21 protein-coding genes are annotated in these 24,215 nt (G+C 70.7%); 8 read left to right on the top strand and 13 right to left on the bottom strand.

Features of this window, described 5'->3' with window-relative positions; genetic code table 11:
- The first annotated feature begins 29 nt into the window (after positions 1-29).
- On the top strand, positions 30-1,055 hold the full coding sequence (locus ATK36_RS25820; protein WP_211291958.1) for a methyltransferase: 1,026 nt from the start codon (positions 30-32) through the stop codon (positions 1,053-1,055).
- A 7-nt stretch (positions 1,056-1,062) separates the two neighbouring features.
- Here the strand turns inward: ATK36_RS25820 and ATK36_RS25815 are convergent, their stop codons facing one another.
- The gene (locus ATK36_RS25815; RefSeq protein ID WP_098513856.1) at positions 1,063-2,277 is read right to left on the bottom strand and encodes an FAD-dependent monooxygenase; all 1,215 of its coding nucleotides are present in this window, start codon (positions 2,275-2,277) and stop codon (positions 1,063-1,065) included.
- A gap of 132 nt (positions 2,278-2,409) precedes the next feature.
- On the opposite strand from ATK36_RS25815, the gene ATK36_RS25810 reads away from it, so the two are divergent.
- A complete protein-coding gene (locus tag ATK36_RS25810) occupies positions 2,410-3,756 on the top strand; it encodes an aminotransferase-like domain-containing protein (protein WP_098513855.1) in 1,347 nt (448 codons plus the stop codon).
- A gap of 13 nt (positions 3,757-3,769) precedes the next feature.
- On the opposite strand, the gene ATK36_RS25805 is transcribed toward ATK36_RS25810, so the two are convergent.
- Positions 3,770-4,342: a TetR/AcrR family transcriptional regulator C-terminal domain-containing protein gene (locus tag ATK36_RS25805; RefSeq protein ID WP_098513854.1), complete on the bottom strand. Its 573-nt coding sequence runs from the start codon at positions 4,340-4,342 to the stop codon at positions 3,770-3,772.
- Between the two features lie 150 nt (positions 4,343-4,492).
- On the opposite strand from ATK36_RS25805, the gene ATK36_RS25800 reads away from it, so the two are divergent.
- Positions 4,493-5,938, top strand: coding sequence for an MDR family MFS transporter (locus tag ATK36_RS25800; protein WP_098513853.1), 1,446 nt, complete (start codon positions 4,493-4,495; stop codon positions 5,936-5,938).
- Positions 5,939-6,076: 138 nt separating this feature from the next.
- Here the strand turns inward: ATK36_RS25800 and ATK36_RS25795 are convergent, their stop codons facing one another.
- Together ATK36_RS25795 and ATK36_RS25790 are read right to left on the bottom strand one after the other, a co-directional pair.
- Positions 6,077-7,648, bottom strand: coding sequence for an IS4 family transposase (locus tag ATK36_RS25795; RefSeq protein ID WP_141544538.1), 1,572 nt, complete (start codon positions 7,646-7,648; stop codon positions 6,077-6,079).
- Between the two features lie 168 nt (positions 7,649-7,816).
- Complete coding sequence (locus tag ATK36_RS25790) at positions 7,817-9,016, bottom strand: glycosyltransferase (RefSeq protein WP_170069904.1); 1,200 nt, start codon at positions 9,014-9,016, stop codon at positions 7,817-7,819.
- A 163-nt stretch (positions 9,017-9,179) separates the two neighbouring features.
- On the opposite strand from ATK36_RS25790, the gene ATK36_RS25785 reads away from it, so the two are divergent.
- Entirely contained in the window at positions 9,180-10,211 is a 1,032-nt protein-coding gene (locus ATK36_RS25785; protein WP_098513850.1) for a class I SAM-dependent methyltransferase, read from the top strand.
- Positions 10,212-10,299: 88 nt separating this feature from the next.
- A complete protein-coding gene (locus ATK36_RS25780; protein ID WP_098513849.1) occupies positions 10,300-11,208 on the top strand; it encodes an aromatase/cyclase in 909 nt (302 codons plus the stop codon).
- A gap of 71 nt (positions 11,209-11,279) precedes the next feature.
- Here the strand turns inward: ATK36_RS25780 and ATK36_RS25775 are convergent, their stop codons facing one another.
- The 5 genes from ATK36_RS25775 to ATK36_RS25755 form a co-directional block, all read right to left on the bottom strand.
- Entirely contained in the window at positions 11,280-11,546 is a 267-nt protein-coding gene (locus ATK36_RS25775; protein WP_098513848.1) for an acyl carrier protein, read from the bottom strand.
- A 24-nt stretch (positions 11,547-11,570) separates the two neighbouring features.
- Positions 11,571-12,827, bottom strand: coding sequence for a ketosynthase chain-length factor (locus ATK36_RS25770; protein ID WP_098513847.1), 1,257 nt, complete (start codon positions 12,825-12,827; stop codon positions 11,571-11,573).
- Positions 12,824-14,092 (bottom strand): beta-ketoacyl-[acyl-carrier-protein] synthase family protein, encoded by a 1,269-nt coding sequence (locus ATK36_RS25765; RefSeq protein ID WP_281259089.1) that lies wholly within the window; start codon positions 14,090-14,092, stop codon positions 12,824-12,826. The genes ATK36_RS25770 and ATK36_RS25765 overlap by 4 nt, the downstream gene beginning before the upstream one ends.
- Before the next feature lie 234 nt (positions 14,093-14,326).
- Positions 14,327-15,805 carry a cobyric acid synthase gene (locus ATK36_RS25760; protein WP_098513845.1) on the bottom strand — a complete coding sequence of 493 codons (1,479 nt, stop codon included), beginning with the start codon at positions 15,803-15,805 and terminating at the stop codon, positions 14,327-14,329.
- Positions 15,802-16,749, bottom strand: coding sequence for a cobalamin biosynthesis protein (locus ATK36_RS25755; RefSeq protein WP_098513844.1), 948 nt, complete (start codon positions 16,747-16,749; stop codon positions 15,802-15,804). The genes ATK36_RS25760 and ATK36_RS25755 overlap by 4 nt, the downstream gene beginning before the upstream one ends.
- 36 nt (positions 16,750-16,785) lie before the next feature.
- Between ATK36_RS25755 and cobU the strand changes: the two genes are divergently transcribed.
- The 3 genes from cobU to ATK36_RS25740 are packed head-to-tail and all read left to right on the top strand — an operon-like array spanning position 16,786 to position 19,229.
- Positions 16,786-17,391, top strand: a complete 606-nt coding sequence (cobU, locus tag ATK36_RS25750; protein WP_098513843.1) for a bifunctional adenosylcobinamide kinase/adenosylcobinamide-phosphate guanylyltransferase — start codon at positions 16,786-16,788, stop codon at positions 17,389-17,391.
- 10 nt (positions 17,392-17,401) lie between these two features.
- Positions 17,402-18,421 carry a nicotinate-nucleotide--dimethylbenzimidazole phosphoribosyltransferase gene (cobT, locus tag ATK36_RS25745; protein ID WP_098513842.1) on the top strand — a complete coding sequence of 340 codons (1,020 nt, stop codon included), beginning with the start codon at positions 17,402-17,404 and terminating at the stop codon, positions 18,419-18,421.
- A 52-nt stretch (positions 18,422-18,473) separates the two neighbouring features.
- Complete coding sequence (locus ATK36_RS25740; RefSeq protein ID WP_211291957.1) at positions 18,474-19,229, top strand: adenosylcobinamide-GDP ribazoletransferase; 756 nt, start codon at positions 18,474-18,476, stop codon at positions 19,227-19,229.
- Here ATK36_RS25740 and cobC read toward each other — a convergent pair.
- From cobC to ATK36_RS25720, 4 genes are read right to left on the bottom strand one after another with little or no spacing between them, the layout of a single operon-like run.
- Positions 19,212-20,243, bottom strand: a complete 1,032-nt coding sequence (gene cobC / locus ATK36_RS25735; protein ID WP_098513841.1) for an Rv2231c family histidinol phosphate aminotransferase CobC — start codon at positions 20,241-20,243, stop codon at positions 19,212-19,214. The genes ATK36_RS25740 and cobC overlap by 18 nt on opposite strands.
- Positions 20,236-21,579, bottom strand: a complete 1,344-nt coding sequence (locus ATK36_RS25730) for a cobyrinic acid a,c-diamide synthase CobB (protein ID WP_098513840.1) — start codon at positions 21,577-21,579, stop codon at positions 20,236-20,238. Before ATK36_RS25730 ends, cobC begins: the two co-directional genes overlap by 8 nt.
- Entirely contained in the window at positions 21,573-22,187 is a 615-nt protein-coding gene (gene cobO / locus ATK36_RS25725; protein ID WP_098513839.1) for a cob(I)yrinic acid a,c-diamide adenosyltransferase, read from the bottom strand. Before cobO ends, ATK36_RS25730 begins: the two co-directional genes overlap by 7 nt.
- Positions 22,187-24,175 (bottom strand): putative cobaltochelatase, encoded by a 1,989-nt coding sequence (locus ATK36_RS25720; protein ID WP_098515175.1) that lies wholly within the window; start codon positions 24,173-24,175, stop codon positions 22,187-22,189. Before ATK36_RS25720 ends, cobO begins: the two co-directional genes overlap by 1 nt.
- Between the last annotated feature and the right edge of the window lie 40 nt (positions 24,176-24,215).

Below are 24,215 nucleotides of genomic sequence, written 5' to 3'. Positions count from 1 at the left end.
GCCCCCACCCAGCAGAAAGGTAAGCAGTCATGACAGGTACCGTTCTTCCCGCCGCGGTGATGCGAGTCCGCGAGCTGGCGCTCAGCGCGGCGTGCGCCGCCTCGGTCCGCGCTGCCGCCAAACTCGGCCTCGCCGACGTTCTCGACGACCAGCCCGCGACGGTGGACGAGCTGGCCAAGGCCGTGCACGCGGACCCGGGCGCCCTGCGCCGCCTGATGCGGTCGCTGACCTGTTTCGAGGTGTTCGCCGAACCGGAGCCGGACAAGTTCGTGCACACCGACGCCTCCCGGCTGCTGCGCGAGGACGCGCCACGCAGCCTCAAGCACATCCTGCTGTGGGGCACCGAGCCGTGGACCTGGGAGCTGTGGCCCCATCTCGACCAGGCCGTCCGCACCGGCAAGAACGTCTTCGACGACTTGCACGGCAAGGACTTCTTCGAGTACCTGCACGAGCAGTGGCCGGAGTCGGCCGAGGTCTTCGACAAGGCCATGACCCAGTCCAGCAAGCTCTCCGCCCTGGCCATCGCCGACCGGCTCGACCTGACCGGGGCCGAGCGGCTGGCCGACATCGCGGGCGGACAGGGCAACGTCCTGGCCACCCTGCTGTCCCGCAACGAAAAGCTGAACGGGGTGCTGTTCGACCTGCCCGCGGTGGTGGCGGGCGCCGACGAGCGGCTGCGCGTGGGCGGAGCCCTGGCGGACCGGGCCGAGCTGGTGGCGGGCGACTGCCGCCGGGAGATCCCGGTGCAGGCCGACGTCTACCTGTTCAAGAACATCCTGGAGTGGGACGACGAGAGCACCGTCCTCGCGCTGCGCAACGCGGTGGCAGCCGGTCGGCCCGGCGCCCGCGTGGTGATCATCGAGAACCTGGTCGACGGCACTCCGGAGATGAAGTTCGCGACCGCGATGGACCTGTTGCTGCTGCTCAACGTGGGCGGCAAGAAGCACACCAAGGACGGCCTGCTCGGGCTGATCGGACAGGCCGGGCTGCAGGTGGACCGGGTCAGCGCGGTGAACTCCTACCTGCACATGGTCGAGACGACCATCCCGGGCTGATCACCGGTCAGCGGCGGGCGAACAACTCGGCGCGGATCCGGATCCCGGTGTTGCCGAACGCGATCTGCCGCAACATCGCGCGGTAGATCGGGGTGCGGGCGACCACCATCGCCAGCCTCGGCCGGACCACCGACGAGACCCGGCCCGCGGACAGCATCGCCTTGCCCTGGACGGCCTGGATCCGGTTCATCCGGTCGATGTCCCGCTTGCGCCCGGTCACGAACCGGCCGAGCATCGCCCCGCTGGAGTCGTTGGCACGCAACGACTCCAGCAGCAGGGGATGTGCGGCCACAGCATCCTGGATGGCCAGGTTGATCCCCTGCGCGCCGATCGGGCCGTGGGTGTGCGCACTGTCGCCGATCAGCAGCAGACCGTCGCGCACCCACTGCCGGGCGCCCCCGGAGAAGACGTCCAGCAGGGAAAGGTCCCGGAAGCTGGTGATCTCCTCGTCGATCCGGTCCGCGTAGCCGGGCACGGCGGCCCGCAGCTGCTCCTTGATGTGCGCGAGGCCCTGCTGCGCCAGCAGCTGATAACCCTTGTGCGGCAACGTCCAGCCGAACTGCACGCGGTCACGTACCGACGTGTAGGCCAGCACCGGGTTGCCGCCCGCCCGGAACACCCGCACCTCACTCGGCAGCTCGCCGTCGGCGGACAGCTTGAACCACAACACGTCCTGACGGAAGCCCTCGACCCGGTCGGCGGGAATCCCGGCGAGCTGCCGCACCTTCGAATACCGTCCGTCGGCCCCGATCACGCAGTGCGCGAGCACCACCTGGTCGTCGCCACAGACCACGCCCCGAACCCGGCCACCGTCCTCGACCAGACCGGTGACCTTCGTGCCGGACAAGTACTGGAAGCCCGCGTGCTCGTGACACTGCGCCAGCAGTTCCCTCAGCAGGTGCCGTTGCGGGATGCTGAGCAAGCAGTTGAACGGGCCGGGCAGCCGCCGGTAGTCGCCGTTGATCAGGACTTTTCCGTGCTCCTCCAAGAGAAATCGGTGATGCTCGTGCGCTCCGTGCTCCCGGGCCGGAGTCAGCACGCCCAGCTCGGCGAGCAAGGCCTGGCCACCCGGTTGCAGGATCTCGCCGCGATATTCCCGATCGAAGGAACGGGACCGTTCGACCACGACGACCCGTACGCCGGATCGGGCCAGCAGCAGCGCCAGGGTCAGCCCGGCCGGTCCGCCACCGACGACGCAGAAGTCAGTCCGGATATCCGTCATGCCGGGACCGTAACCGGCACGGCTCGATTGTCGGTCGGATCCCGGCACTCGCCGTTCCAACCGGGCGAGACCACCTCTTGAGGCGAGCAGTCCACAGTGGCCACCGTCGCCGCTCCCCCATCAGAAGGCTGGATGACCATGACGAAGGCTCGGGAAGACCTGACCACCGGCTCGGCCGTGACGCTCGAACTGGCCGGCCTGCACACGGGGGTGTCCGATCCGCGGATGGACTCGATGCGGTTGCTCAGCGAGACGGCTTTCCGGTATCCGCAGGCGGTCTCGTTCGCCTCCGGCCGGCCGTATGAAGGTTTCTTCGACATCGCCAAGCTGCACCACTACCTGGACCGCTTCGTCGAGCATCTGCGTGAGCGGGGCATGCCCGAGGAACGGATCAAGAAGGCGCTGTTCCAGTACGGGCCGATCAACGGGCTGATCCGGGACATGATCGCGCGCACGCTGGAGGTGGACGAGGACATCCACGTCGCGCCGGAGGCGGTCATGGTGACCCACGGCTGCCAGGAAGCGATGATGATCGCGCTGCGCGGGCTGTTCGCCTCGCCGAGCGACGTCCTGCTGACCGTTTCGCCTTGCTACGTCGGCATCGCGGGAGCCGCGAAGATGCTCGACATCCCGATGGCCGCGGTTCCGGAGGGCGCCGAGGGTATCGATCCCGAGCAGGTCGCGGCGGTGGCCCGCGAGGTACGCGCGTCCGGTCTGCGCCCGGTGGCCTGCTACGTGACCCCGGACTTCTCCAACCCCTCGGGACACTCGCTGCCGATCGCCACCCGGCACCGGCTGCTCGAAGTCGCCGCCGAGCAGGATTTGCTGCTGCTGGAGGACAATCCGTACGGTCTGTTCGGCCGGGACGGTGCGCAGGTGCCGACGCTCAAGGCACTCGACACCCAGCGCAGGGTGATCTACCTCGGCTCCTTCGCCAAGACCGTCTTCCCCGGCGCACGCGTCGGCTACCTGGTCGCAGACCAGGAAGTGACCGGCGGCCCCGGCGCGGCCAAGCCGCTCGCCGAGGAACTCGGCAAGGTCAAGAGCATGTTCACCGTCGGCACCTCGGGCATCTCGCAAGCCCTGGTCGGCGGGGTGCTCCTGGACGCGGATTTCAGCCTGCGCACCGCGAACCGGGAGCTGGCCGACCTGTACGTGCGGCACCTGGAGGTGACGCTGAGCAGCCTCGCCGAACACTTCCCGCCGGAGCGGTTCGCCGAGCACGGCGTGCGCTGGAACGTGCCGGGCGGCGGGTTCTTCCTCTCCGTCGAGGTGCCCTTCGTCGCCGGCCTCGAAGCACTGGACCGCTCGGCCCGCGACCACGGGGTGGGCTGGGCGCCGATGAGCATGTTCTACGTCGGTGACGGCGGCGAGCACATCGTCCGGCTCGGCTTCAGCCCGCTGACCGCCGAGGAGATCCGCGAGGGGGTGCGCAGGCTGGCCGAGTTCGTCAAGGCGACCCCGCGCACCGACCGCTGAACCCTCCCGGCAGTTATCCGGCGCTGTCGGGTACCCGTTCCGGCAGCCGGGCCCGCAGTCCGGCCAGCAACGCCTGGAGCCCGAACTCGAAGGTGTCGTCGGCACCCGGGCCGGGCTGCGGGGCGGGCTCGCCCGGCCGCTGCTCGTCGATCACACACCCCAGCGTGTAGCGGCCGATGGTGATGATCACGGTGAGTGCTTCCTTGTCGCTGAAGCCCGCCTCTCGCAACGGCCGCAGCAGGGCCGGGATCGCTTCGGCGCCGTCGGCGGTCGGCCGGGATCCCGCGTGCAGCAGCGCACCGTCCCGATAGGACAGCAGGGTGCGCCGGATGGTCCTGGCCCGTTCGGCCAGCCACCAGTGCCAGTCGGCCACCTCGGTCATCGCGTCCAGCGGGGCGAGCGCCTCGTCGAGCATGATCTCGGCCATCAGGTCGAGCAGCTCCTGCTTGTTCTTGAAGTGCGCGTACAGCGCGGGCCCCTGCACGCCCAGCTCGTCGCCGAGCTTGCGCAGGCTCACCCCCTCCAGGCCGGATTTGTTGAGCAGCTTCAGCGCGGCGCGCGCGAAGGTTTCGGGACTCAGCCGCACGGCATCCCCTCGGGTTGCGTGCACCGACTTGACGTATCGGTGTCTCGGGGGCCATATTAGCACCGCTAAGACTTAGCGGTGCTAAGTCGACGCTCGGTCACCGGGCGGACACGGATCGCACCACCACGACGACTCACGCAAGGAAGCTCGATGAAGGACAATCTCGCGAGACCGGACACGGTCGGCGCCGACGAGAACCGGATCAGCCCGGCGCTGTGGGGACTGGCGTCGATCCTGATCCTCGGCGGGTTCACGTCCATGTTCACCTCGACCATCGTCAACGTCGCCCTGGACACCCTCAGCCAGAAGCTGAGCGCCCCGCTGGGCACGGTGCAGTGGACGGCGACCGGGTACCTGATGGCGCTGGCCACCGCGGTCCCGGTCAGCGGGTGGGCGTCCAAGCGCTACGGGGCGACCCGGCTGTGGCTGGGCAGCGTGGCACTGTTCACCCTGTTCTCGGCGCTGTGCGCGCTGTCGACCTCGGTGGAAATGCTGATCACCTTCCGGGTCCTGCAGGGGATCGCGGGCGGCCTGCTGGTGCCGGCCGGGCAGATCCTGCTGGTCACCGCGGCCGGGCCGAAGCGGATCGGCCGGATGCTGACCGCGGTCAGCGTGCCGATCTACCTGGCGCCCGCGGTGGGCACCACGCTGGGCAGCGTGCTGACCCAGGGCCTCGGCTGGCCGTGGCTGTTCTGGATCACCGTGCCGCTCGGCGCGCTCGGCTTCTTCGCCGGCCTGCGCTGGCTGCCGAAGGCGCCGCCGAAGGGTGCGCCCGCGCTGGATGTGCGCGGCCTGATCATCCTGGTGGCCGGCCTGCCGCTGCTGACCTACGGCGTGGCCGGGATCGGGGAGAACGGCGGCCGCACCGAGACCATCGCGGTGATCGCCGCCGTGGCCGGGGCGCTGCTGCTGGCGCTGTTCACCCTGCACGCGGTGCGCTCGAGGAATCCGCTGCTGAACCTGCGGCTGTTCAAGGACCGGGCCTTCTCCTCGGCGGCGGTCGTGATCTTCTGCATGGGGATCGCGCTGTTCGGCGCGATGATCGTGCTGCCGATCTACTTCCTCCAGGTGCGGCACGAGGATCTGGTCACCGCCGGTCTGCTGACCGCGCCGTCGGCGATCGGCACCGTGCTGGCGCTGCCGCTGGCGGGCAAGATGACCGACAAGATCGGCGGCGCCCGGGTCATCTTCGCCGGCCTGGTCGTCACCATCATCGGCACCATCCCGCTCGCGCTGGTCACCCCGCACGACAGTTACGTGTGGCTGTCGCTGGTCCAGATCGTGCGCGGCATCGGGATCGGGATGACCACCACGCCGGCGATGGCCGCCGGGCTGGCCATGATCGGCAAGGAGGACGTGCCGCACGCCACCCCGATCTTCAATGTGCTGCAACGGGTCGGCGGCTCGTTCGGGACCGCGCTGACGACGGTGCTGGTGGCCTTCCAGCTGGCCTCAGGTCCGCAGACGGACGAGGGCGCGGCCGACGCGATCGGCTACACGCACTGGTGGATCGTCGCGTGCACCGCGATCGTGCTCATCCCGTCGATGCTCCTCGTACAGGTGGAAAGCCGTCGCAGGCAGGCCGCGGCCGCCTGATGCGGAGGTCCCCCGGCATGGGGGATCTCGTCCGGGCCGCCGCCAGGGGAACCCCCACTCCTGGCGGCGGCCTGTTCGTGGCCTCCGGGCAGGCCGTGGCGCGCCTCGACCAACCGTGAAGGGCTGTGAAGGGCCCCTTCACGGACTCTGAGTCCAATGCCAGGAACTTAGGTCGGTTCTGGGTTGGTGTGGTGTTGGTTTGGTTGTGGTGGGTGGTGTTGTTTCTGCTGTGGGCAGGATGTGGACCTGGTAGCTGGCTTTGGTGCTGGTCGGTTGCGGGGTTTTGCTGCGGTGGGGGTAGCGCGTGGTGGTGCGTTTGAGTGCTCGGGGGTAGACGCGGTGGTGGGTGTGGACGGTGATCAGCTGTCGGCATAAGTCCTGGGCCACCCATTGGAGGTGTCGGGATGTGTCGGCGGGTGTGGTAGTGATCGCGTGTTCGGCGGCGTCGCGGGCGGAGGTGAAGGAGATCCGGGACGGGTCGAGGTTCTGGGTGAGCGCTGCGTGGCTGATCAGCAGCCGGATGGCCTGGTAGACGATCAGGGTGGCCCAGAGTTCCTGCTGGGCGCGGATCGGGGTGTGGCCGCGCAGGGGCCGCTTGGCCAGCAGCGTGGTTTTGATCTCTTTGATGCCGGTTTCGGCGGTCCAGCGGCGGGCGTAGAGGGCGACGAGCTGGCCGGCGGGTGCGTGTGCGGGGTCGAGCAGGCTGGTGACCAGCCGGTATTTCTCGGTGCGGGTGACGCCGTCGACGGTGACGGTGATCAGTGCTTCGACCACCCGGACGACGATGCCGTTGATCGGGCGGGGCGTGGGCGGGCGGTGCCCGCGTTGCTTGTTGCGGCGCACGTTGCGCGCCCAGCGGCGGGCGTCGGCCGGGGCGTGGAGGGTGGACAGCCAGGACTCGTCCGGCAACGCGTGCTGCACGGGCAGCTTCGGGGTGTTCTGCTTGGCCCGCCACAGCAGATGCGCGCCCCGTTCCCGCGCCGCGGTCCACAGTGGATAGCCGAGGAAGCAGCGGTCGGCCAGCAGCAGCATCCGGTCGTGCAGCCGGGGCAGCAGCTGATAGGCCAGGGTGGGCTCGCCCTGGCTCAGCGGGCCGGTGACCGCGCCGAGCAGACGGCGGCTGCCACACGACAGCAGCACCAGCACCCGGATCTTGGACGGCCCGCGGGCCACGCCTGTGCGGTGATGGGGCGGGAAGTGTTCACGGTTGGCCGCGGTGTCGGCCGGCTCGACCTCGGTGCCGTCCCAGGCACACACCTCCAGCCCGAACGCGTGCGACCACGGCCTGTTCCGGGTAGGCGCCGCCCGCGCCAGCGCGCCGAACAACAACTGGAAGGGCACCACGCCGATCCGGTCCCGCAGCTTGGTCAGCGCCGTGCTGGCCGGCGGCCACCAGCCCAGCACGGACAACCGGGGCAGACTCTCCTGCGAGAACATCGCCCTGATCGTCGCGTTGCCGGACTTGGTGCGCAGCAGGCACAACGCGAGCACGAAGTACACGCCCAACCGCGACGGCAGTGCCCGGAACCGCCGTTCGTCCCGGCCGGCGACGGCCAGCGCCTCATCAACCAGCGCGGGCGGGACGACCCACGACAGCAACCCCAGCCCGGCCTGTGACAACAACCGACCCACCGGCGAGGACCAGCCCGAGGGCATGACACCATGAACGGACAACGAGGCTCCTGGCTTGCTGATGATCTCGACAATCACCAGCTCTAGCCGGAGCCTCGTTGCCTATCCACACCACCACGCCGATCACACCCAAACCGTGATCAACACCACCCACCAGACCTTAAGTTCCTGGCATTGGACTCTGAGTCCGTGAAGGGGCCCTTCACAGCCTTGGTCGGGGGCTCGGCGCGCAGGCCGAGCGCAGGCTCAGCGGGTGGCGGACTCGATCCGGCCGAGCACGGCGGACGGGAGCGGGAGTGCCAGCGTTTCCTCCTGCAGCTTGCGGGCCGCCGCTCCCCCGCTTTCCGGTGCCAGCAAGGCATCCAGCACCGCACGTTCGGCCGGAACGTCCACGGGTTCGGACAGGCTCCGGTAGCCGCCCGCACCGGCTCGGTGCAGCTGGTGCCCCACCAGCTCCTGCTCCGGACGTGGCGCCAGGACGTACTGGGGAACCCCCGAATTCAGACCGGCCAAAGTGGACAGCCCGTCACCCTGGTGCACGGTGAGCCGGCAGGCCGGGACGAGCAGATGCGCGGCCACCGGGTCGACGATCCGCGCGGTGTGCGGAATCTCGGCCAGCAGCGTGCGGGCCGCCGGACCCGCGGGCACCACGACCTCAGCGTCCACATCGGACAGTACGGTGAGCGCGTGCCGGTAGAATGCCCGTACGGCTTCCGGCCGCAACAGACCACCGGGTTCCGCGCTGGTGACGCAGATCCTCGGCCGAGCCGAGTGTTCCCGGAGCCAGCCGGGTAGCGAACCGGCGTCGCCGCCGGTTCCAGGCACGAAGCGCATCGCCTGCCGCGGCAAATCCGGTTCAGCCAGCCACAGACCGGCGGGGAACGGGTCGAACCAGGAGGCGGGTCCCTGCGGGGCCTGGCACCCGAACCGTTCAAACAGCCGCGCGTAGCCAAGCAGCGGCTCGGAGCCCAGACCCCGCTCGATCCGGACGGCCGCCGCGCGGCCCCAGGAACAGGCGAAGGCGGGCACGCCGAGCACGGTGGCCGCCACTTCGCCGGCCAGGCTGGTCGGGTCGTACACCACGACGTCCGGCGACCACCAGCGTGCGAACTCGATCAAGTCGTCCAGCATCGGCTCGGCGGCGGCGAACTGGCGCGCGGCCAGCGAACGCAGAAGCTCGTGCCGGCTGTCGTCGAGCAGTTCGGGATGCACCGCCCAGTCGACCGGCCAGCGACCGCTGGGCGCTCCCGGCGGAGGCCCGGACGGCGCGGCCGGACGCTGCGTGCCGACGGGTACGGCGGTCAGGCCGGTACGGCCGATCGCCTCGGTACAGGAGGGCGGAGCCGCGACGCGAACCTCGTGCCCGGCTACTTGCGCGGCCCAGCCGAGGGGCACCATCGCGAACAGGTGAGCCGGCGCATTCCAAGTGACCAGCAACAGCCGCATGTCCGCTCCTTCTTGTCCCGGGTCGGTGGTTTCGCCAGCCTGCCGAGGCAGGCTCGACCCGGACTCGTGGAGCCGTCCATCCGTGGCCGTCCGCTCTATTGCTGCACTAGCCGCCCTGAGCACTATGGCTTGCGGGATCAAGGGGATCGACGAGAGGACGGTCATGACCGAGACGGAACCGACCACAGTGACCGCGAAGAAGCTGCACGAAATCATGCGCGGCTATGTGAAAACGGCACTGCTGCGCACGGCGATCGAGCTGAACATCTTCGACGGCATCGGCGACCGTACCGTCGACGCCGACGGCCTGGCGCGTGCGCTCGGGGTGGACGCCAGAGGACTGCGCATCACGCTGGACTCGTTGGCAGCCATCGGGTTGCTGCGCACGGTCGACGGGAAGTACGCGTTGCCGGTGGACGGCGACAAGTTCCTGCTCAGCTCCAGCCCGACCTTCTTCGGGCCGTCGTTGAAGCTGGGCGCCAGCGACTGGGAATGGGACGCGCAGAAGCGGCTCACCGAGGCGGTGCGCAAGGGCGGCGCCGTGATGGACAGCCACGCCCTGACCCCGGAATTCGACTACTGGGAGGACTTCGCGGAGAACACCACCTGGTTCAACAACGGTGCGGCCGAACTGATGGCGGAGCAGTTGCTGCCCTGGGCCAAGGACCGCGACAGCGTCGACGTGCTCGACGTGGCCTGCAGCCACGGCTACTACGGCGTCAACCTGGCCAAGGCCGAGCCGAAGGCCCGGGTCTGGGGCGTGGACTGGCCGAACGTACTGCCGATCACCGCGAAGAACTACGAGCGCAACGGGATCAGCGACCGGTTCGAGGGAATCCCGGGCGACATGTTCAGCGTCCCGCTCGGCGGTCCCTACGACGTCGTGATGATCACCAATGTGCTGCACCATTTCTCGGCGGACACGTCGACGAACCTGTTGCGCAGGCTGTTCGACGTGCTCAAGCCGGGTGGGCGGATCGCGGTCACCGGGCACACCTTCGTCGAGGGCGAGCGCCCGGAGGACAAGCCGCTGCCGTACCTGTTCTCGCAGATCATGCTGGTGATGACCGACGAAGGCGAGACACACTCGACCAAGACCTACGAGCGCATGTTCACCGACGCCGGTTTCGTCAACCCGCAGATTTTCACCGCGGAGAAGGCCATGCACACGGTATTCACCGCAGACAAGGCCTGAACCCGCCGTTTTCGTTTCCTACGAGGGCGTTCGCCGGGTCCGCCCGGTGAACGCCCTCTTTCCCACACCCCATTCGCGAGGAGAACCCATGTCACACCCCGAGGCCGAGCAGACGCAGGCCAGTATCGTCGTGGACGCGCCCGCCGAGATCACCTACGCCATGCTGGTCGACGTCGCGAACTGGCCGCTGCTCTACCCGTGGATCGCGCACACCGAGTTCGTGGAGCGAGCGCCGACCGAGGATCTGGTGCAGTTCTGGGCGGTCAACCCGCTGGGCAGGATCCGGATCTGGACCTCCCGCCGGTACCTGGACGCGAGCGCGCTGCGGATGGACATCGAGCAGCAGGGCTCGGTCGGCCCGATCACCGGGCTGACCGGGTCGTGGACCTTCAAACCGCTGCCGGGTGACCGGTGCCTGGTGGAGTCCCGGCACGCCTTCCACGCCGCCACGCCGGAGGATCGCGCGGCCGGGGTCACCGAACTGAACCGGCACGGCAAGCTGCAGATGGAGACCCTCAAGAGCCGGGTCGAGAACCGTACCCGGCTCGCGGAGCTGACCTGGTCGTTCGAGGATTCGCTGGTGATCGAGAGCGAACTCGGGCAGGTCTACCGCGCGCTGCGAGACGTCGGGTCCTGGCCTGCACATCTGCCCTGCCTCACCGCGCTTGAGGTCACCGAGGACGAGAACGACGTGCAGTTCTACGACGTGCGCACGCAAGATGCGGACGAGCCGAGCCGGTTCGTCCGCATCTGCTTGCCGGACAAGGGAATCGCGTACAAGCAGCTGACCGTGACCGCACCGGTGGACCTGCACCTCGGCCGGTGGACCCTGACCGAGACGCCTGCGGGAGTCGCCGTCACGTCCGCGCATACGGTGCTGGTGAACCCGTCGGCAGCCGAACAGCTCCCTGAATTGCGTGACCGGCTGCACAAGACGTCGAGTGCGGACAGCCTGGCCGAGCTGCAGCTGGTCAAGCGGCTGGCAGAAACCCGCTGAACGGGCGAGACGAGTCCGTGAAGGGCCCCTTCACGGACTCTGAGTCCGTGAAGGGGCCCTTCACAGCCTTTTCAGTCGGCGGCAGCGGGCGACGTGCGACTGCTGTTGACCAGATCGACCAGCGCTCCCGGCGTGGTCGCCTGCCACACTACGTCCTCGGGGAGGTCCACAGTGTACTCACGCTCGATCCGCCCGATGGTGTTGAACAGCGCGAGGGAGTCGTAGCCGAGTTCGTCGAACGGCAGGTCCCCGACCTCGCCGTCGAGGTCCACGCCTTCCTCCTCTCCGGCGCATTCGCGCAGCAGCCGCACCAGCTCGGCGATCGTGAACTCTGCCATGGTTGCCTTCCTTTCGTGTGGGGATCAGGTGGCACCGCGAAGCACCATCGCGGAGTTGAACCCGCCATACCCTCGGGCCAGCACCAGCGCAGTCGACAGCGGCGCCTGCCGGGGGCTGTCGCGAACCAGGTCGATCTCGTCCCGGTAACCGAACTTTCCTATGTGGACGGTGGGCGGAATGACCTTGTCCCGCAGGGAGAGCAACGCCGTGGCCAGGTCCAGCGAGCTTCCACCGGCCAGCAGCCGGCCGGTCATCGTCTTGGGTGCAGTGACCGGGACGGCCCGCGCGCCGAAGATCCGGACCAGCACTTCGATCTCGGCCCGGTCGAGGTCGGGCAGACCGGCGGCGTCGGCGAACACCACGTCCACTTCGGACGGATGCAGCCGTGCTTCGGCCAGCGCCTGCTCGACCGCCCGGCGCAGGCCGGGCGGACGACGTGAACCCGGGCCGGGGTCGAATGTCGCGCAATAGCCGGCGATCTGCCCATAGATCCGGTCCACGCCACGCCGTTGTGCCGCGGCGGGATCCTCGATCACCAGCAACGCGCCACCCTCACCCGGCACCATCCCGGAAGCCTCGGTATCGAAGGGCAGATAGGCGCGCTGAGGATCACTCGCCGTGCTCAACCGGCCGGAGCGCAGCATGCACAGCCAGGACCACGGGCACAGCGATCCGTCGATGCCGCCGGTCACCATCAGCGGTGTTCCGTCGCGCACGTGCCTGCGGGCCTTGGCGACCGCGTCCAGCCCACCGGCCTGTTCGGACACGAGCGTGCCGCTGGAGCCGCGCATCCCGTGCCGGATCGAGATCTGCCCGGTGTTCACCGGGTAGAACCAGGCGAAGGACTGGTACGCGCTGACGTAGGAGCCGCCTTTGCTCCACAGCTCCTGCAGTTCCCGTTGCCCGAACTCGAATCCGCCGCCCGAGGCCGCGGTCATGACCCCGGTCGCGTAGTCGGGCAGGTTCCGCGGATCGGCACCCGCGTCGGCGAGTGCCTCCTCCGCGGCGATCAGCGCGAGCCGGGTCATGTGGTCGGTCTGCGGCAACAGCCGGTCGGGCAGCCGCCCGGCCGGGTCGAAGCTGACCTCGCCCGCGATCCGGGCCGGGTAGCCGTCCGGGTCGAACCGGGTGATCCGCCGCAGTCCGCTGTCGCCACGAAGGGTCGCCGCCCAGTAGGCCTCGGTGCCCATACCGTTGGGCGCGATCACGCCCAACCCGGTCACCACCGGCCGTACCGTGCTGCGGCCGGGCACCGGCGCCGGTTCTGTCTCCACGCTCATCGCTGCGTTACCCGCTTCCCGGTTCTGCCGTCCGGGCCGGTCAGCAGGATGGCACTCTGGAAACCGCCGAACCCGCTCGCGACGCTGAGCACCACGTCGACCTCCTGTTCCCGCGCCACCAGTGGCACGTAGTCCAGGTCGCACTCCGGGTCGGGCACGTGCAGATTCGCCGTCGGCGGGATCACCGAATGCTCGATGGTCAGCGCGCAGGCCGCGACCTCCAGCGAGCCGATCGCGCCGAGCGAATGCCCGACCATCGACTTGATCGAGCTGACCGGCACCTGATAGGCGTGCGCTCCGAGGCTGGTCTTGATGGCCGCGGTCTCGTGCCGATCGTTCTGCCTGGTCGACGACCCGTGGGCGTTGACGTAGCCGATCCGGGACGGGTCGATCCTGGCCTGGTTCAACGCCCCGTCGATCGCGTCGGCCATCTCGCGGCCGTCCGGACGCAACCCGGTCATGCTGTAGGCGTTGCACCGGGACGCGTACCCGACGATTTCGGCGTAGATGTGCGCGCCCCGCCGCTTGGCGTGCCTCAGCTCCTCCAGCACGAAGACGGCCGCGCCCTCGCCGAGCACGAACCCGCTGCGGGTCTGGTCGAACGGCCTGGAAGCCGACTCGGGTTCGTGGTTGCGTGCCGTGGTGGCCTTGATCGCGTCGAAGCAGGCCACCGTGATCGGCGAGATCGGCGCCTCGGAGGCACCGGCGACCATGATGTCGGCCTCGCCGTCGCGGATCAGGTCGGCGGCGTGCCCGATCACGTCGACCCCCGACGTGCATCCGGTGGAAACCAGCCCCACCGGTCCTTCCGCCTCCACCAGCCACGCGATCTCGGTGGCCATCGAGGACGGCAGGAAGTAGTCGTAGAGCTGGGGCACCCCGTAATCCGGGTCGACCAGCCAGCTGCTGCCCTCGTCGCTGACCACCGCGTACTCGCGGTCCAGGCTCTGGGTCATGCCGCAGGCGGTGCCGATCGCCACCCCCGTACGCAGGGGATCCTGCTCCCCGAGCATCCCGCTGTCGGCCACCGCCTCCCTTGCCGCCACCACGCAGAACTGCGTGGTGCGGTCCCATTTCCGGATCTGCCGCTGGCTCAGCCCGGCGGCGATCGGATCGAAGTTGCACTCGGCGGCCACCCTCGACCGGAAGGAACTCGCGTCGAACAACGAGATCGGCCGGGTGGCCGTACGGCCCGCCGTGATCAGCTCCCAGAACTGCTTGGTACCACGGTCGCCCGGGGCGACCACCCCAATCCCGGTAATCACGACACGATGGGCATCGCTTGGTCCTGTCACCGCGTCTCCCTCTGTCGCCGGTCAGCCCAGTCACCAGCAGAGAGCCTGCCCGGCGATCCTCAAGCCGCCCTGGAAGCCGGGTGGGGCGACCGCGCATCGGCCCTGCGCGCTGGCCCTGCGCCCTTGGGCTGCCTTTCCGTGAAGGGGCCCTTCACGGACGGCTCTGAGTCCGTGAAGGGCCCCTTCACAGCCTTCGAGACGGGCTTACGGCGCCCCGGGAGGCACGAACGGAAGGCCCGCGGGTGCGCCGCCGGTGACCAGGTCGAGCAGGCGTTCAGTGTCCACACCGGACTCGATCGCGTCCGCGAGGCGGTCCAGCATGTCCTCCCGCAGCGCGGCGAAGCCGGGCGCGCCGGGAGCCGGCGCCCAGGTGAGCCCGGCCTGCGCGGCCACCTCGGTCAGCCAGGCCCGGCGGAAACCGTCGTTCTCCAGCGCACCGTGCCAGGTGGTGCCCCACACCGCGCCGGCCCGGTAACCGTCCAGAAAGGACTCCGCGTCGGCAGGACCGGCGCTGCCGTGGTGGATCTCGTAGGCGTCCACCGGATGCCCCCGCCAGGAACCGGACGGGCGGCCGAGCACCTTCTCCCCGGCGAAGCTTACCTTGGTCGGCAGCAAGCCGAGCCCGGGCACCAGCCCGGCCCCGGATTCCACATCGTCCTCAATGGACTCGGCGAGCATCTGGTAACCACCGCAGATACCCAGCACCGGACGCCCCGCCGCCGCCCGCGCGGTGACCGCGTCCGCGAGACCGCGGGCACGCAGCCAATGCAGATCGTCCACAGTGGCCCGGGAACCGGGCAGCACCACCAGATCGGCCGCGGCCACGGTGTCCGGATCGGCGGTCAGGCTCACCGTGACCCCGGGCTCGGCGGCCAGCGCGTCCACGTCGGTCGCGTTCGACGCGCGCGGGAAGCGGACCACGGCGACCCGCAGCCCGCCCGAGGCCGCCTCGTGCCGCCAGCCCGCCGCGGCGAGCGCGTCCTCGGAGTCGATCCACACCCGGTCCAGCCACGGCAGCACACCCAGCACCGGACGTCCGGTGACCTTCGCCAGGCTGTCCAGGCCCGGCCGCAACAGGCCGACGTCGCCGCGGAACTTGTTCACCAGCCAGCCTGCGACCAACGCCTGGTCCTCGGCCGAGAGCAGCGCGAGGGTGCCGAACATGGCCGCCAGCACCCCGCCCCGGTCGATGTCGCCGACCACCAGCACCGGCAGCGAGAACCGCCGCGCCAGGCCGAGGTTCACGTAGTCCCCGCGCCGCAGGTTGATCTCCGCGGGACTGCCCGCGCCCTCGCACACCACCACGTCGAACCGCTCACGCAGCCCCGCGAACGCCGTGAACGCGATTTCGGCCAGCCCGGCCCGTCCGGTCGCGTACTCACCCGCTTCGAGCGTGCCGAACGGCTTGCCGAGCGCGACCACGTGACTACGCCGGTCGCTGCCCGGCTTGAGCAGCACGGGGTTCATCGCCGCCTCGGGTTCCACCCCCGCGGCCCGCGCCTGCAGCCATTGCGCACGGCCGATCTCCGCGCCGTCGGCACACACCATCGAGTTGTTGGACATGTTCTGCGCCTTGAACGGCGCCACCCGCACCCCGCGCCGCGCCAGCCACCGGCAGATGCCCGCGGTGACCAGGCTCTTGCCCGCGTCGGAGGTGGTACCCGCTATCAGCAGCCCGCTCATCGCGCCCTCACCCCGAACACCCCTGCCGCAGCCACGACGAGCGCCGCTGCTCCCACAACGCGGGACAACCGCACCGCCCTCCGCAGATCCGCCGGTCCCGGCGGACGGCCGTCGCCGAGGGTGCCGCGACGCTCCGTCTCACCGTGATAACTGTTCGTACCACCGAGGCGGATTCCCAGCGCTCCGGCGAAGGCAGCCTCGACCTGTCCGGCGTTCGGGCTCGGGTGCGCGGATCCGTCCCGCCGCCAGGTCCGCCACGCGGTCCGGGACCGGCCGCCCGCCAGCGGCGCCACGGCCGTGGTCAGCAGCGCGCCGGCCCGGGAGGGCACGAGGTTGACCAGATCGTCGGTACGGGCGGCGAACCAGCCGAAGTTCCGGTGCCGCGGCGAGCGGTAGCCGACCATCGCGTCGAGCGTGTTGACCGCGCGGTACCCGAGCAGCCCGGGGATCCCGGCGACCGCGCCCCACAGCAGCGGCGCCACCACCGCGTCCGACGTGTTCTCCGCGATCGATTCCGTGGCCGCCCGGCTCAGCTCCGCGGCGTCGAGGCCGGTCGCGTCGCGGGCACAGAGGTGGCCGAGCCGCTCCCGTGCGGCGGGCACTTCGCCCGATTCGAGCAGCCGCGCCATTTCCCGGCCCTCGGCGGCCAGCCCGCGCCCGCCGAGCACCACCCAGGTCGCCGCCGCGGTCAGCGCGAACCGGGCGAGCGGACGCCGCCGGGTCGCCATCTGCGCGGCCAGCCCCAGCCCGGTCGCCGCACCCGCGCAGGCCCCGGCGTACACAGCGCCACGGCTCTTCGAGTCGGCCCACCAGCGCTGTTCCAGTGCGGCCGCGACGGTGCCGAACCCGGCCACCGGATGCCCCCGGCGGGGGTCCCCGAACCAGGTGTCGGCGAAATATCCGGTGATCAGGCCGGCTGCGGTGGCGGCTTGTCGGAGTGGCACGTGGCGAACGGTAGCGCGCACGAGAGAATGCCGGGTATGACCAAGCTGACGCACCGGCTCGCCAGGTCGCTCGAAGCCCTGGCCCGGACCCTCCGCCGGTACGGTCGCGACGAGGCGAAAGTGCTGGTCCTCGGCGGTGTCCGATCCGGGAAGTCGCGGTATGCGGAGCGTCTCGTGGCCGGCCACCCGCACCTCGTCTACGTCGCGCCGGGGCTGCCCCCTTCCGCCGACGACCCGGAGTGGGCCGCCCGCGTCGAGGCGCACCAGGCCCGCCGGCCGCACCACTGGACCACGGTGGAGACCACCGACCTGGCGAAAGTGCTGCGCACCGCGACCAGTCCGCTGCTCATCGACTGCCTGGGCACCTGGCTGTCCAGGGTGCTCGACGAGGTCGGCGCGTGGTCCGGGCAGGCCGGCTGGGAGCAGCGGCTCGACGAACGGCTGGAGGAATTCCTCGCCGCATGGCACGAGGCGAAGGTGCCGGTCGTGGCGGTGAGCAACGAAGTGGGCAGCGGTGTGGTGCCCGCTACTGTCTCCGGACGCCTGTTCCGTGATGTGCTGGGCGCACTCAACAACCGGGTGTCCGCCGACTGCGACCAGGTGTCGCTGATTGTCGCCGGGCGGGTACTCGACCTGCAGTGAGGAGACCGCCGTGTCGAGTTTCGCCGTTCCCGTCCCCGACCCCGCCGCGCACGCAGCCGCGGTAGAGCGGCTGGACGGGCTGGTCAAGCCGCTCGGTTCGCTGGGCAGGCTGGAGGAGCTGGCCGCCTGGCTGAGCGCCGCGCACGGGGTGGTCCCGCCGCGGCCGCTGGACGACGTGCGGGTGGTGGTGTTCGCCGGTGACCACGGGGTCTCCGCGCAGTCGGCCTACCCGCGCGAGGTCACCGCGGCGATGGTGCGGGTGTTCCTGGCCGGGCGCAGCGGGGTGACCGTGCTCGCCGCGCAGGTCGGGGCGAGCGTGCGGGTGGCCGACCTGGCGGTGGACTGGGACGCTTCGGACGTTCCGGATGAAGTCACCTCGCACAAGATCCGCCGCGGCTCGGGTGCGATCGACGTGGAGGACGCGCTGGCCGCCGGCGAAGCGCAGGCCGCGTTCGAGGCGGGCCGCACGATCGCCGCCGAGGAAAGCGGCGCGGACGTGCTGATCCCCGGCGACATGGGCATCGGCAACACCACGGTGTGCGCGGCCATGGTGGCGGCGTCGCTGGGGCTGCCCGCGGCCGAGGTGGTGGGCGCCGGCACCGGAGTGTCCGGCGGGGCGCTGGCGCGCAAGACCGCCGTCGTCGCGACGGCGCTGGGCCGCGCGGCCGGGCGGGGCACCGACCCGTTCGAGCGGCTGACCGCACTCGGCAGCGCCTGCCTTGCCGCAACGGCAGGCTTCCTGGTGGAGGCCGCGATGCGGCAGATCCCGGTGGTGCTGGACGGGATCTTCTCGGCGACGGCGGCGCTGGTCGCGCGGGACATCGCACCGGGCGCGGAGCGGTGGTGGCTGGCCGGGCACCGTTCGACGGAACCGGCGCAGGCGTTCGCGTTGAAGGCATTGGGCCTCACCCCGATTCTCGACCTCGGCCTGCGCCTGGGCGAGGGCAGCGGCGCGGTCCAGGCGATCCCGACCCTGCGTGCGGCCCGCGCGATCATCGCCGAGATGGGCCTGCTGGCGGACCTCGCGTGACCGAGGCGTCAAAATCGACCTGGACGGGTGGTTCCGGTTGGGGGAATGGCCGATGACGCGTCTAGGCGACGGCGTCCGCCTGGCCGTGGGGACCCTCACGGCAGTCCCGGTACCGGCGCCACGGCAGATCGACCGCGCCGTCGCCGGTGTCGCCATGGCGCTCGGCCCGTTCGCCGCGCTCCCCCTCGCCGCTGCCGCCGGGCTCATCGTCCTCGGCGGCGCGGCGATCGGCCTGCCCGCACCGGCGGTGGCCGCGCTCGCCCTGGGCGCCGTCGCGCTGGGTAGCCGCGGTCTGCATCTCGACGGACTGGCCGACACAGCCGACGGCCTCGGCGCCTCCTACGACCGGGCGAAGGCGCTGGACGTCATGCGCCGTGGCGATTCCGGGCCGACCGGGATCGCCACGCTGGTCCTGGTCCTGCTGGTCCAGTTCGGCGCGCTGACCGGCGCGATCTCGGCCGGACACGGCGCCGCCGCGGCGGTCGTGGCCGTCCTGTGTGGACGGTGTGTGCTCTCGTTGTGCTGTGCCAAGGGTGTGCCGTCCGCGCGCCCCGAAGGGCTCGGCGCAACGGTGGCCCAGTCGGTGCCGAGGGCCGTGGCCGCATTGGTGTTCGTCGTGGCCGCGGGCTTGGCGACGCTGGCGCCGGGTCTGCCGTGGTGGCGCGGGTTGCTTGCCGTGGCCGTCGGATACGCCGCCGCGGCGCTGGTGCTGGCCCGCTGCGTTCAGCGAATCGGCGGGATCACCGGCGACGTCCTCGGCGGCTGCGTGGAGGCCGCGGTGGCGGGGGCGCTACTGGCCACCGCGTAAAAACGGCCGCAAGACACGGAGAAAAGCGTCAGTCGTAGCTCGATCGCGCACCGCCAACCGCAGATGATCCGGCCCCAGCCCCGGAAAAGTGTCACCACGCCGGACCGCGTAACCCTCCGCACGCAACCCCAACCGGATGCGCTCCCCCTGCTCGACCTGGATCAGTACGAACGGGCCGCGCGGCACACCCAGCACGGCCACCCCGGCGGCAGCGAGCCCGGACACCAGGTAATCCCGGTCGGATTCCGCGGTGACGGCCAGCTTTTCCGCTTCCTCCAACGCCTCCGGGCGGCAGCACGCCTCGGTCGCCACGGCGCCCAAAGTGGACACCGACCACGGCGGCTGCACGGCGCGCAGCCGTGCGATCAGGTCTTCTGGCCCAAGCACGTACCCCGCGCGCAGACCGGCGAGCCCCCACGTCTTGGTGAGGCTGCGTAGCACCACGACGCCGGGGAGTGCTTCCCCGGCAAGGCTTTCGACCTCGCCGGGCACGGCGTCCAGGAACGCCTCGTCCACCACGAGCACCCGGCCGGGCCGGGCCAGCGCGCGCACCGCCGAAGCGGGGTGCAGCACGGACGTCGGGTTCGTCGGGTTGCCCACGAAAACCAGATCCGCCGAGTCCGGCACCACGGCCGGGTCCAGCACGAAACCGTCCGAAGAGGACAGAATGACGCGGGTGACCGCATGCCCGGCCGCGCGCAGGGCAGCCTCGGGTTCGGTGAACTGCGGATGCACCACGACCGCCTGCCGCGGCCGCAAAGCCGAGGCCAGCAACGTGAACGCCTCCGCAGCACCGGCCGTCACGAGGACTTCGCCGGGCGGGCGGAGGTGCCGGGCGGCCACCGCGTCCCGCGCGGCGGACGCGTCGGGGTAGGCGGCGAGTTCGTCCACTGCGGACACCAGCTCCCGCCGGAGCCAGTCCGGCGGGCGGGGCAGCCGGACGTTCACCGCGAGGTCCACCAAGCCGGGGCCGGTCTCGCGGTCCCCGTGATGGCTCAGATCGTAGTCAGTCATGGGCCGCGAACTCCCGCACGTGCCCGGCGAATCGCGCGGCCAGCTCGGGATATCCGGCCCAGTGCACGTGGAGGTAGGAGGCGTGCACCGAAGCCGAGGCGAACCCGTCGACGATCCGGTCCCAGCCCCAGGCGGCGGACGGACCCGCGGCCGGGGATACCTCGGTGCGGTGGAACTCGTGCCCGGTGACCCGCTGCCCGGCGGTCGCCAGCACGTTGTCCCCCAGCGAAACCGCGCGACGGTAGCCGAGCTTTCCGCGTTTGGTCATCGTCGCGGTCGCCGGCAGCGCGCCGACCATCGGCTCACCGTCGAGTTCACGGCACAGGTAGAGCAGCCCCGCGCACTCAGCGCTGACCGGCATCCCACGGCCGATCGCGTCGGCCACCGCGGTGCGCAGCGGCACGTTGGCGGACAGCTCGGCGGCGTGCACCTCGGGAAAGCCGCCGCCGAAGTAGAGCCCGGCACACCCTTCGGGAAGTTCCTTGTCCCGCAAAGGATCCACATCGACAACGTCCACTCCGGACGCGGCGAGCAGCTCGACGTTCTCGGTGTAGCGGAAGGTGAACGCCGGACCGGCCGCCGCCGCGACCACCGCGCGGGGACCGTCGTACTGCACCGCCGGTGTCCATTCCGGACCGGACAGCGCCGGTGCGGAACTCGCGATCCGCACCACGGCGGCCAAATCGACGCCACCGGACACCCACGCGGCCAGCTCCGGCAGCACCCGTTGCGAATCCGACGCCCGCTCGGCCGCCGGGACCAGCCCGAGATGCCGGCTCGGCGCGTGCACGTTTTCGTTGCGCCGCAACGCGCCCACGAGCGGGACCCCGGTCGCCTCCAGAGCGGCGGCGATCTCGTCCTCGTGCCGCTGCGAACCGAGTTTGTTGAGAATCACTCCGGACAGCCGCACCCGGGTGTCGTACTGCGCGAAGCCCAGCACGGTCGCCGCGACACTGCGCGAAGCGGCCGAAGCGTCGACGACCAGGATCACCGGGGCGTCGAGCAGCCGGGCGACGTGCGCGGTCGACGCGTAGCCTTCCGTGCCCAGCGCGCCGTCGAAAAGGCCCATCACGCCTTCGATCACCGCGATGTCCGCGCCGGCGGAACCATGCCGCAGCAACGGCATCAGGACATCCTCGCCCTGCAGAAAAGGATCGAGGTTACGGGCGGGGCGGCCGGTGGCGAGCGCGTGGTAACCGGGGTCGATGAAATCCGGCCCCACCTTGTGCCCGGACACGCGGTGCCCGGCCGAGCGCAGGGCGGCCATGAGCCCGGCCGCGACGGTGGTCTTGCCGTGCCCCGAACCGGGCGCGGCGATGACCACCCGCGCTACCATTCGATCCCCCGCTGCCCCTTCTGCCCGGCGTCCATCGGGTGCTTCACCTTGGTCATCTCGGTCACCAGGTCGGCGGCCTCGATCAGCTCCGGCGGGGCGTACCGGCCGGTGATCACCACGTGCTGGTGGCCGGGCCGGGCGGCCAAAGTGGACGCCACGTCGACGGGATCGAGCCAGCCCCATTTGAACAGGTAGCTGAACTCGTCGAGCACGTAGAAGTCGTACTTCTCGGCGGCCAGGCAGCGTTTGATCTCGGCCCAGCCCTCGCGCGCGTTGGCCGCGTGGTCCTCTTCGCTGCCCTGCTTGCGCGACCAGCTCCAGCCTTCGCCCATCTTGTGCCACTCGACCGGCCCGCCCTCGCCGGTGTCCTCGTACAGCTTGCCGAGCGCGCGGAACGCGGCTTCCTCGCCGACGCGCCACTTCGCCGACTTCACGAACTGGAACACACCGATCGACCAGCCCTGATTCCAGGCCCGCAGCGCCATCCCGAACGCCGCCGTCGACTTGCCCTTCATCTCCCCGGTGTGCACGGCCAGCAACGGCCGGTTGCGACGCTGGCGGGTGGTCAGCCCGTCCTGCGGCACGACGGCGGGTTTTCCTTGCGGCATCAGGCAGCCCTTCCGGTTCGCTCGCGCACCGCCGAGGCCAGGGACTCCGCGGCGACGTCGGTCAGCGGTACGTGCTCGGCGCCGAGGTGCCCGGCCAGCTCCGCAGCGAGACCGAGGCGCATCCGGCCCGTCTCGCAGTCCATCACAACGGTGGTCACCTCCGCCAGCAGCCCGGCGGCGGCCTGCGCGCGGACGACCGCGCCGGCACCGCTCGTGGCCCGGCCGTCGGTCACGACCACGAGCAGCGGACGCCGCCGCGGGTCGCGGATGGCCTCCACCCGCAGCACCCGCGCGGCCTCCAGCAGCCCCTCGGCCAACGGCGTGCGTCCGCCCGTGGGCAGGCCTTCCAGCCGGGCCGCGGCGGCTTCCACACTGATCGTCGGCGGGAGCGCCAGCTCGGCCGAATCGCCACGGAACGTGACCAGACCGACCTTGTCGCGCCGCTGGTAGGCGTCGAGCAGCAAGGACAGCACCGCGGTCTTCACCTCCCGCATCCGCGCCCGCGCCCCCATCGAGCCGGAAGCGTCCACGCAGAACAGCACCAGGTTGCCTTCGCGGCCCTCCCGCAGCGCGAACCGCAGGTCCGCCGGCCGTACTTCCAGCCCGGTCTCCCGGCGGCCCCGGGCACGCTGGTGCGGCGCAGCCGCGCGGATCGTCGCGACCAGGTGCGGCCTGCCCTCGCGCACGCTCGAAGGCTGCACGCCGATCGTCCGGCCGGTGTCGGTGATGGCCCGCGACCGGCGGCCACGCTCGCCCTCACCGGTGCCCTTCACGCGGAAGACGCGGGCGCGAAAGGTGTCCCCCGCGCCGACGGTGTTCTGCGGGGCGGAACCGGTGCCTTCGCCGGGAGGCGGGGGCGGGCTGGGTGCTTCGGCGCTCTCACCACCTTGGGAGTTTTCAGGAGGCGGAGGTGTGCCGCCGGGGCCACCATCGTCCGGACCAGGGCCGTTGTCGTCCGGATCGGGGCCGTCGTCCGGTGGCTGAGCGTCGGACAAAGCCTGTTCCAGCTGCTCCTCGGAGATCCCCGGAGCGTCGAAGGGGTTCCGCCGCCTCCGGTGTGGCAAGGCGAGCCGAGCGGCCACGCGGATGTCCTCCGTGGTCACCTCGTTGCGCCCGGCCCAGGCCGCGTGCGCGACGGCGGTCCGCGCCGTCACGATGTCCGCGCGCATCCCGTCGACCTCGAACGACGCGCACACCTCGGCGATCTGCCGCAGCGCATCGTCGGGCAATTTGACCGCCGGCAGAAGGCGTTGCGCTGCTTCGATCTCGTCGGCGAGTGTGGCGTCCGTGCCGGCGTACGCGGCCGCGAAGCCGTCCGGATCCGCTTCGTAGGCCAGCCGTCGCCGCACGACCTCAACGCGCTGTTCGGGGTCACGGCTGGAGGCGACCTCGACGGTCAACCCGAACCGATCGAGCAGCTGTGGGCGCAGCTCGCCCTCTTCCGGGTTCATCGTGCCGATGAGCACGAACCGTGCCGCGTGCGACACCGAGACGCCTTCGCGCTCCACTGTCGCGCGGCCCATCGCCGCGGCGTCCAGCAAGGTGTCCACGAGGTGGTCGTGCAACAGGTTGACTTCGTCCACGTACAGCAGCCCACGGTGCGCGGCGGCGAGCAACCCGGGTTGGTAGTCGGTGACGCCTTCGGAGAGCGCCTTCTCCAAGTTCAGCGAGCCGACGACCCGGTCCTCGGCCGCGCCGACAGGCAGCTCGACGAGCTTGGCCGGCCGCCGGTGCGCGGGTACACCGGGCTCGTGCGGGCCGTCCGGGCACAGCGGGTCGGGCGCGACCGGGTCGCAGGAGAACCGGCAGCCGTCCACGGCGTCGACGCCGGGCAGCAAGCCCGCCAGCGCCCGCACCATGGTCGACTTCGCGGTGCCTTTCTCGCCTCTGACCAAGACCCCGCCGACAGCGGGCGAAATCGAGGAAAGCACGAGCGCCAGGCGCAGATCCGGCATTCCCACGACGGCGGTGAACGGATAGGGCTTCAAGAGCACTCCCTTGTGTTCGGCGTCCGGCCGATCATCGCAC

This window comes from Amycolatopsis sulphurea, from assembly GCF_002564045.1.
Classification (GTDB): domain Bacteria; phylum Actinomycetota; class Actinomycetes; order Mycobacteriales; family Pseudonocardiaceae; genus Amycolatopsis; species Amycolatopsis sulphurea.
The sequence above is the reverse complement of the archived record's forward strand: the minus strand, read 5'-3'. Positions and strand labels throughout refer to the sequence as shown.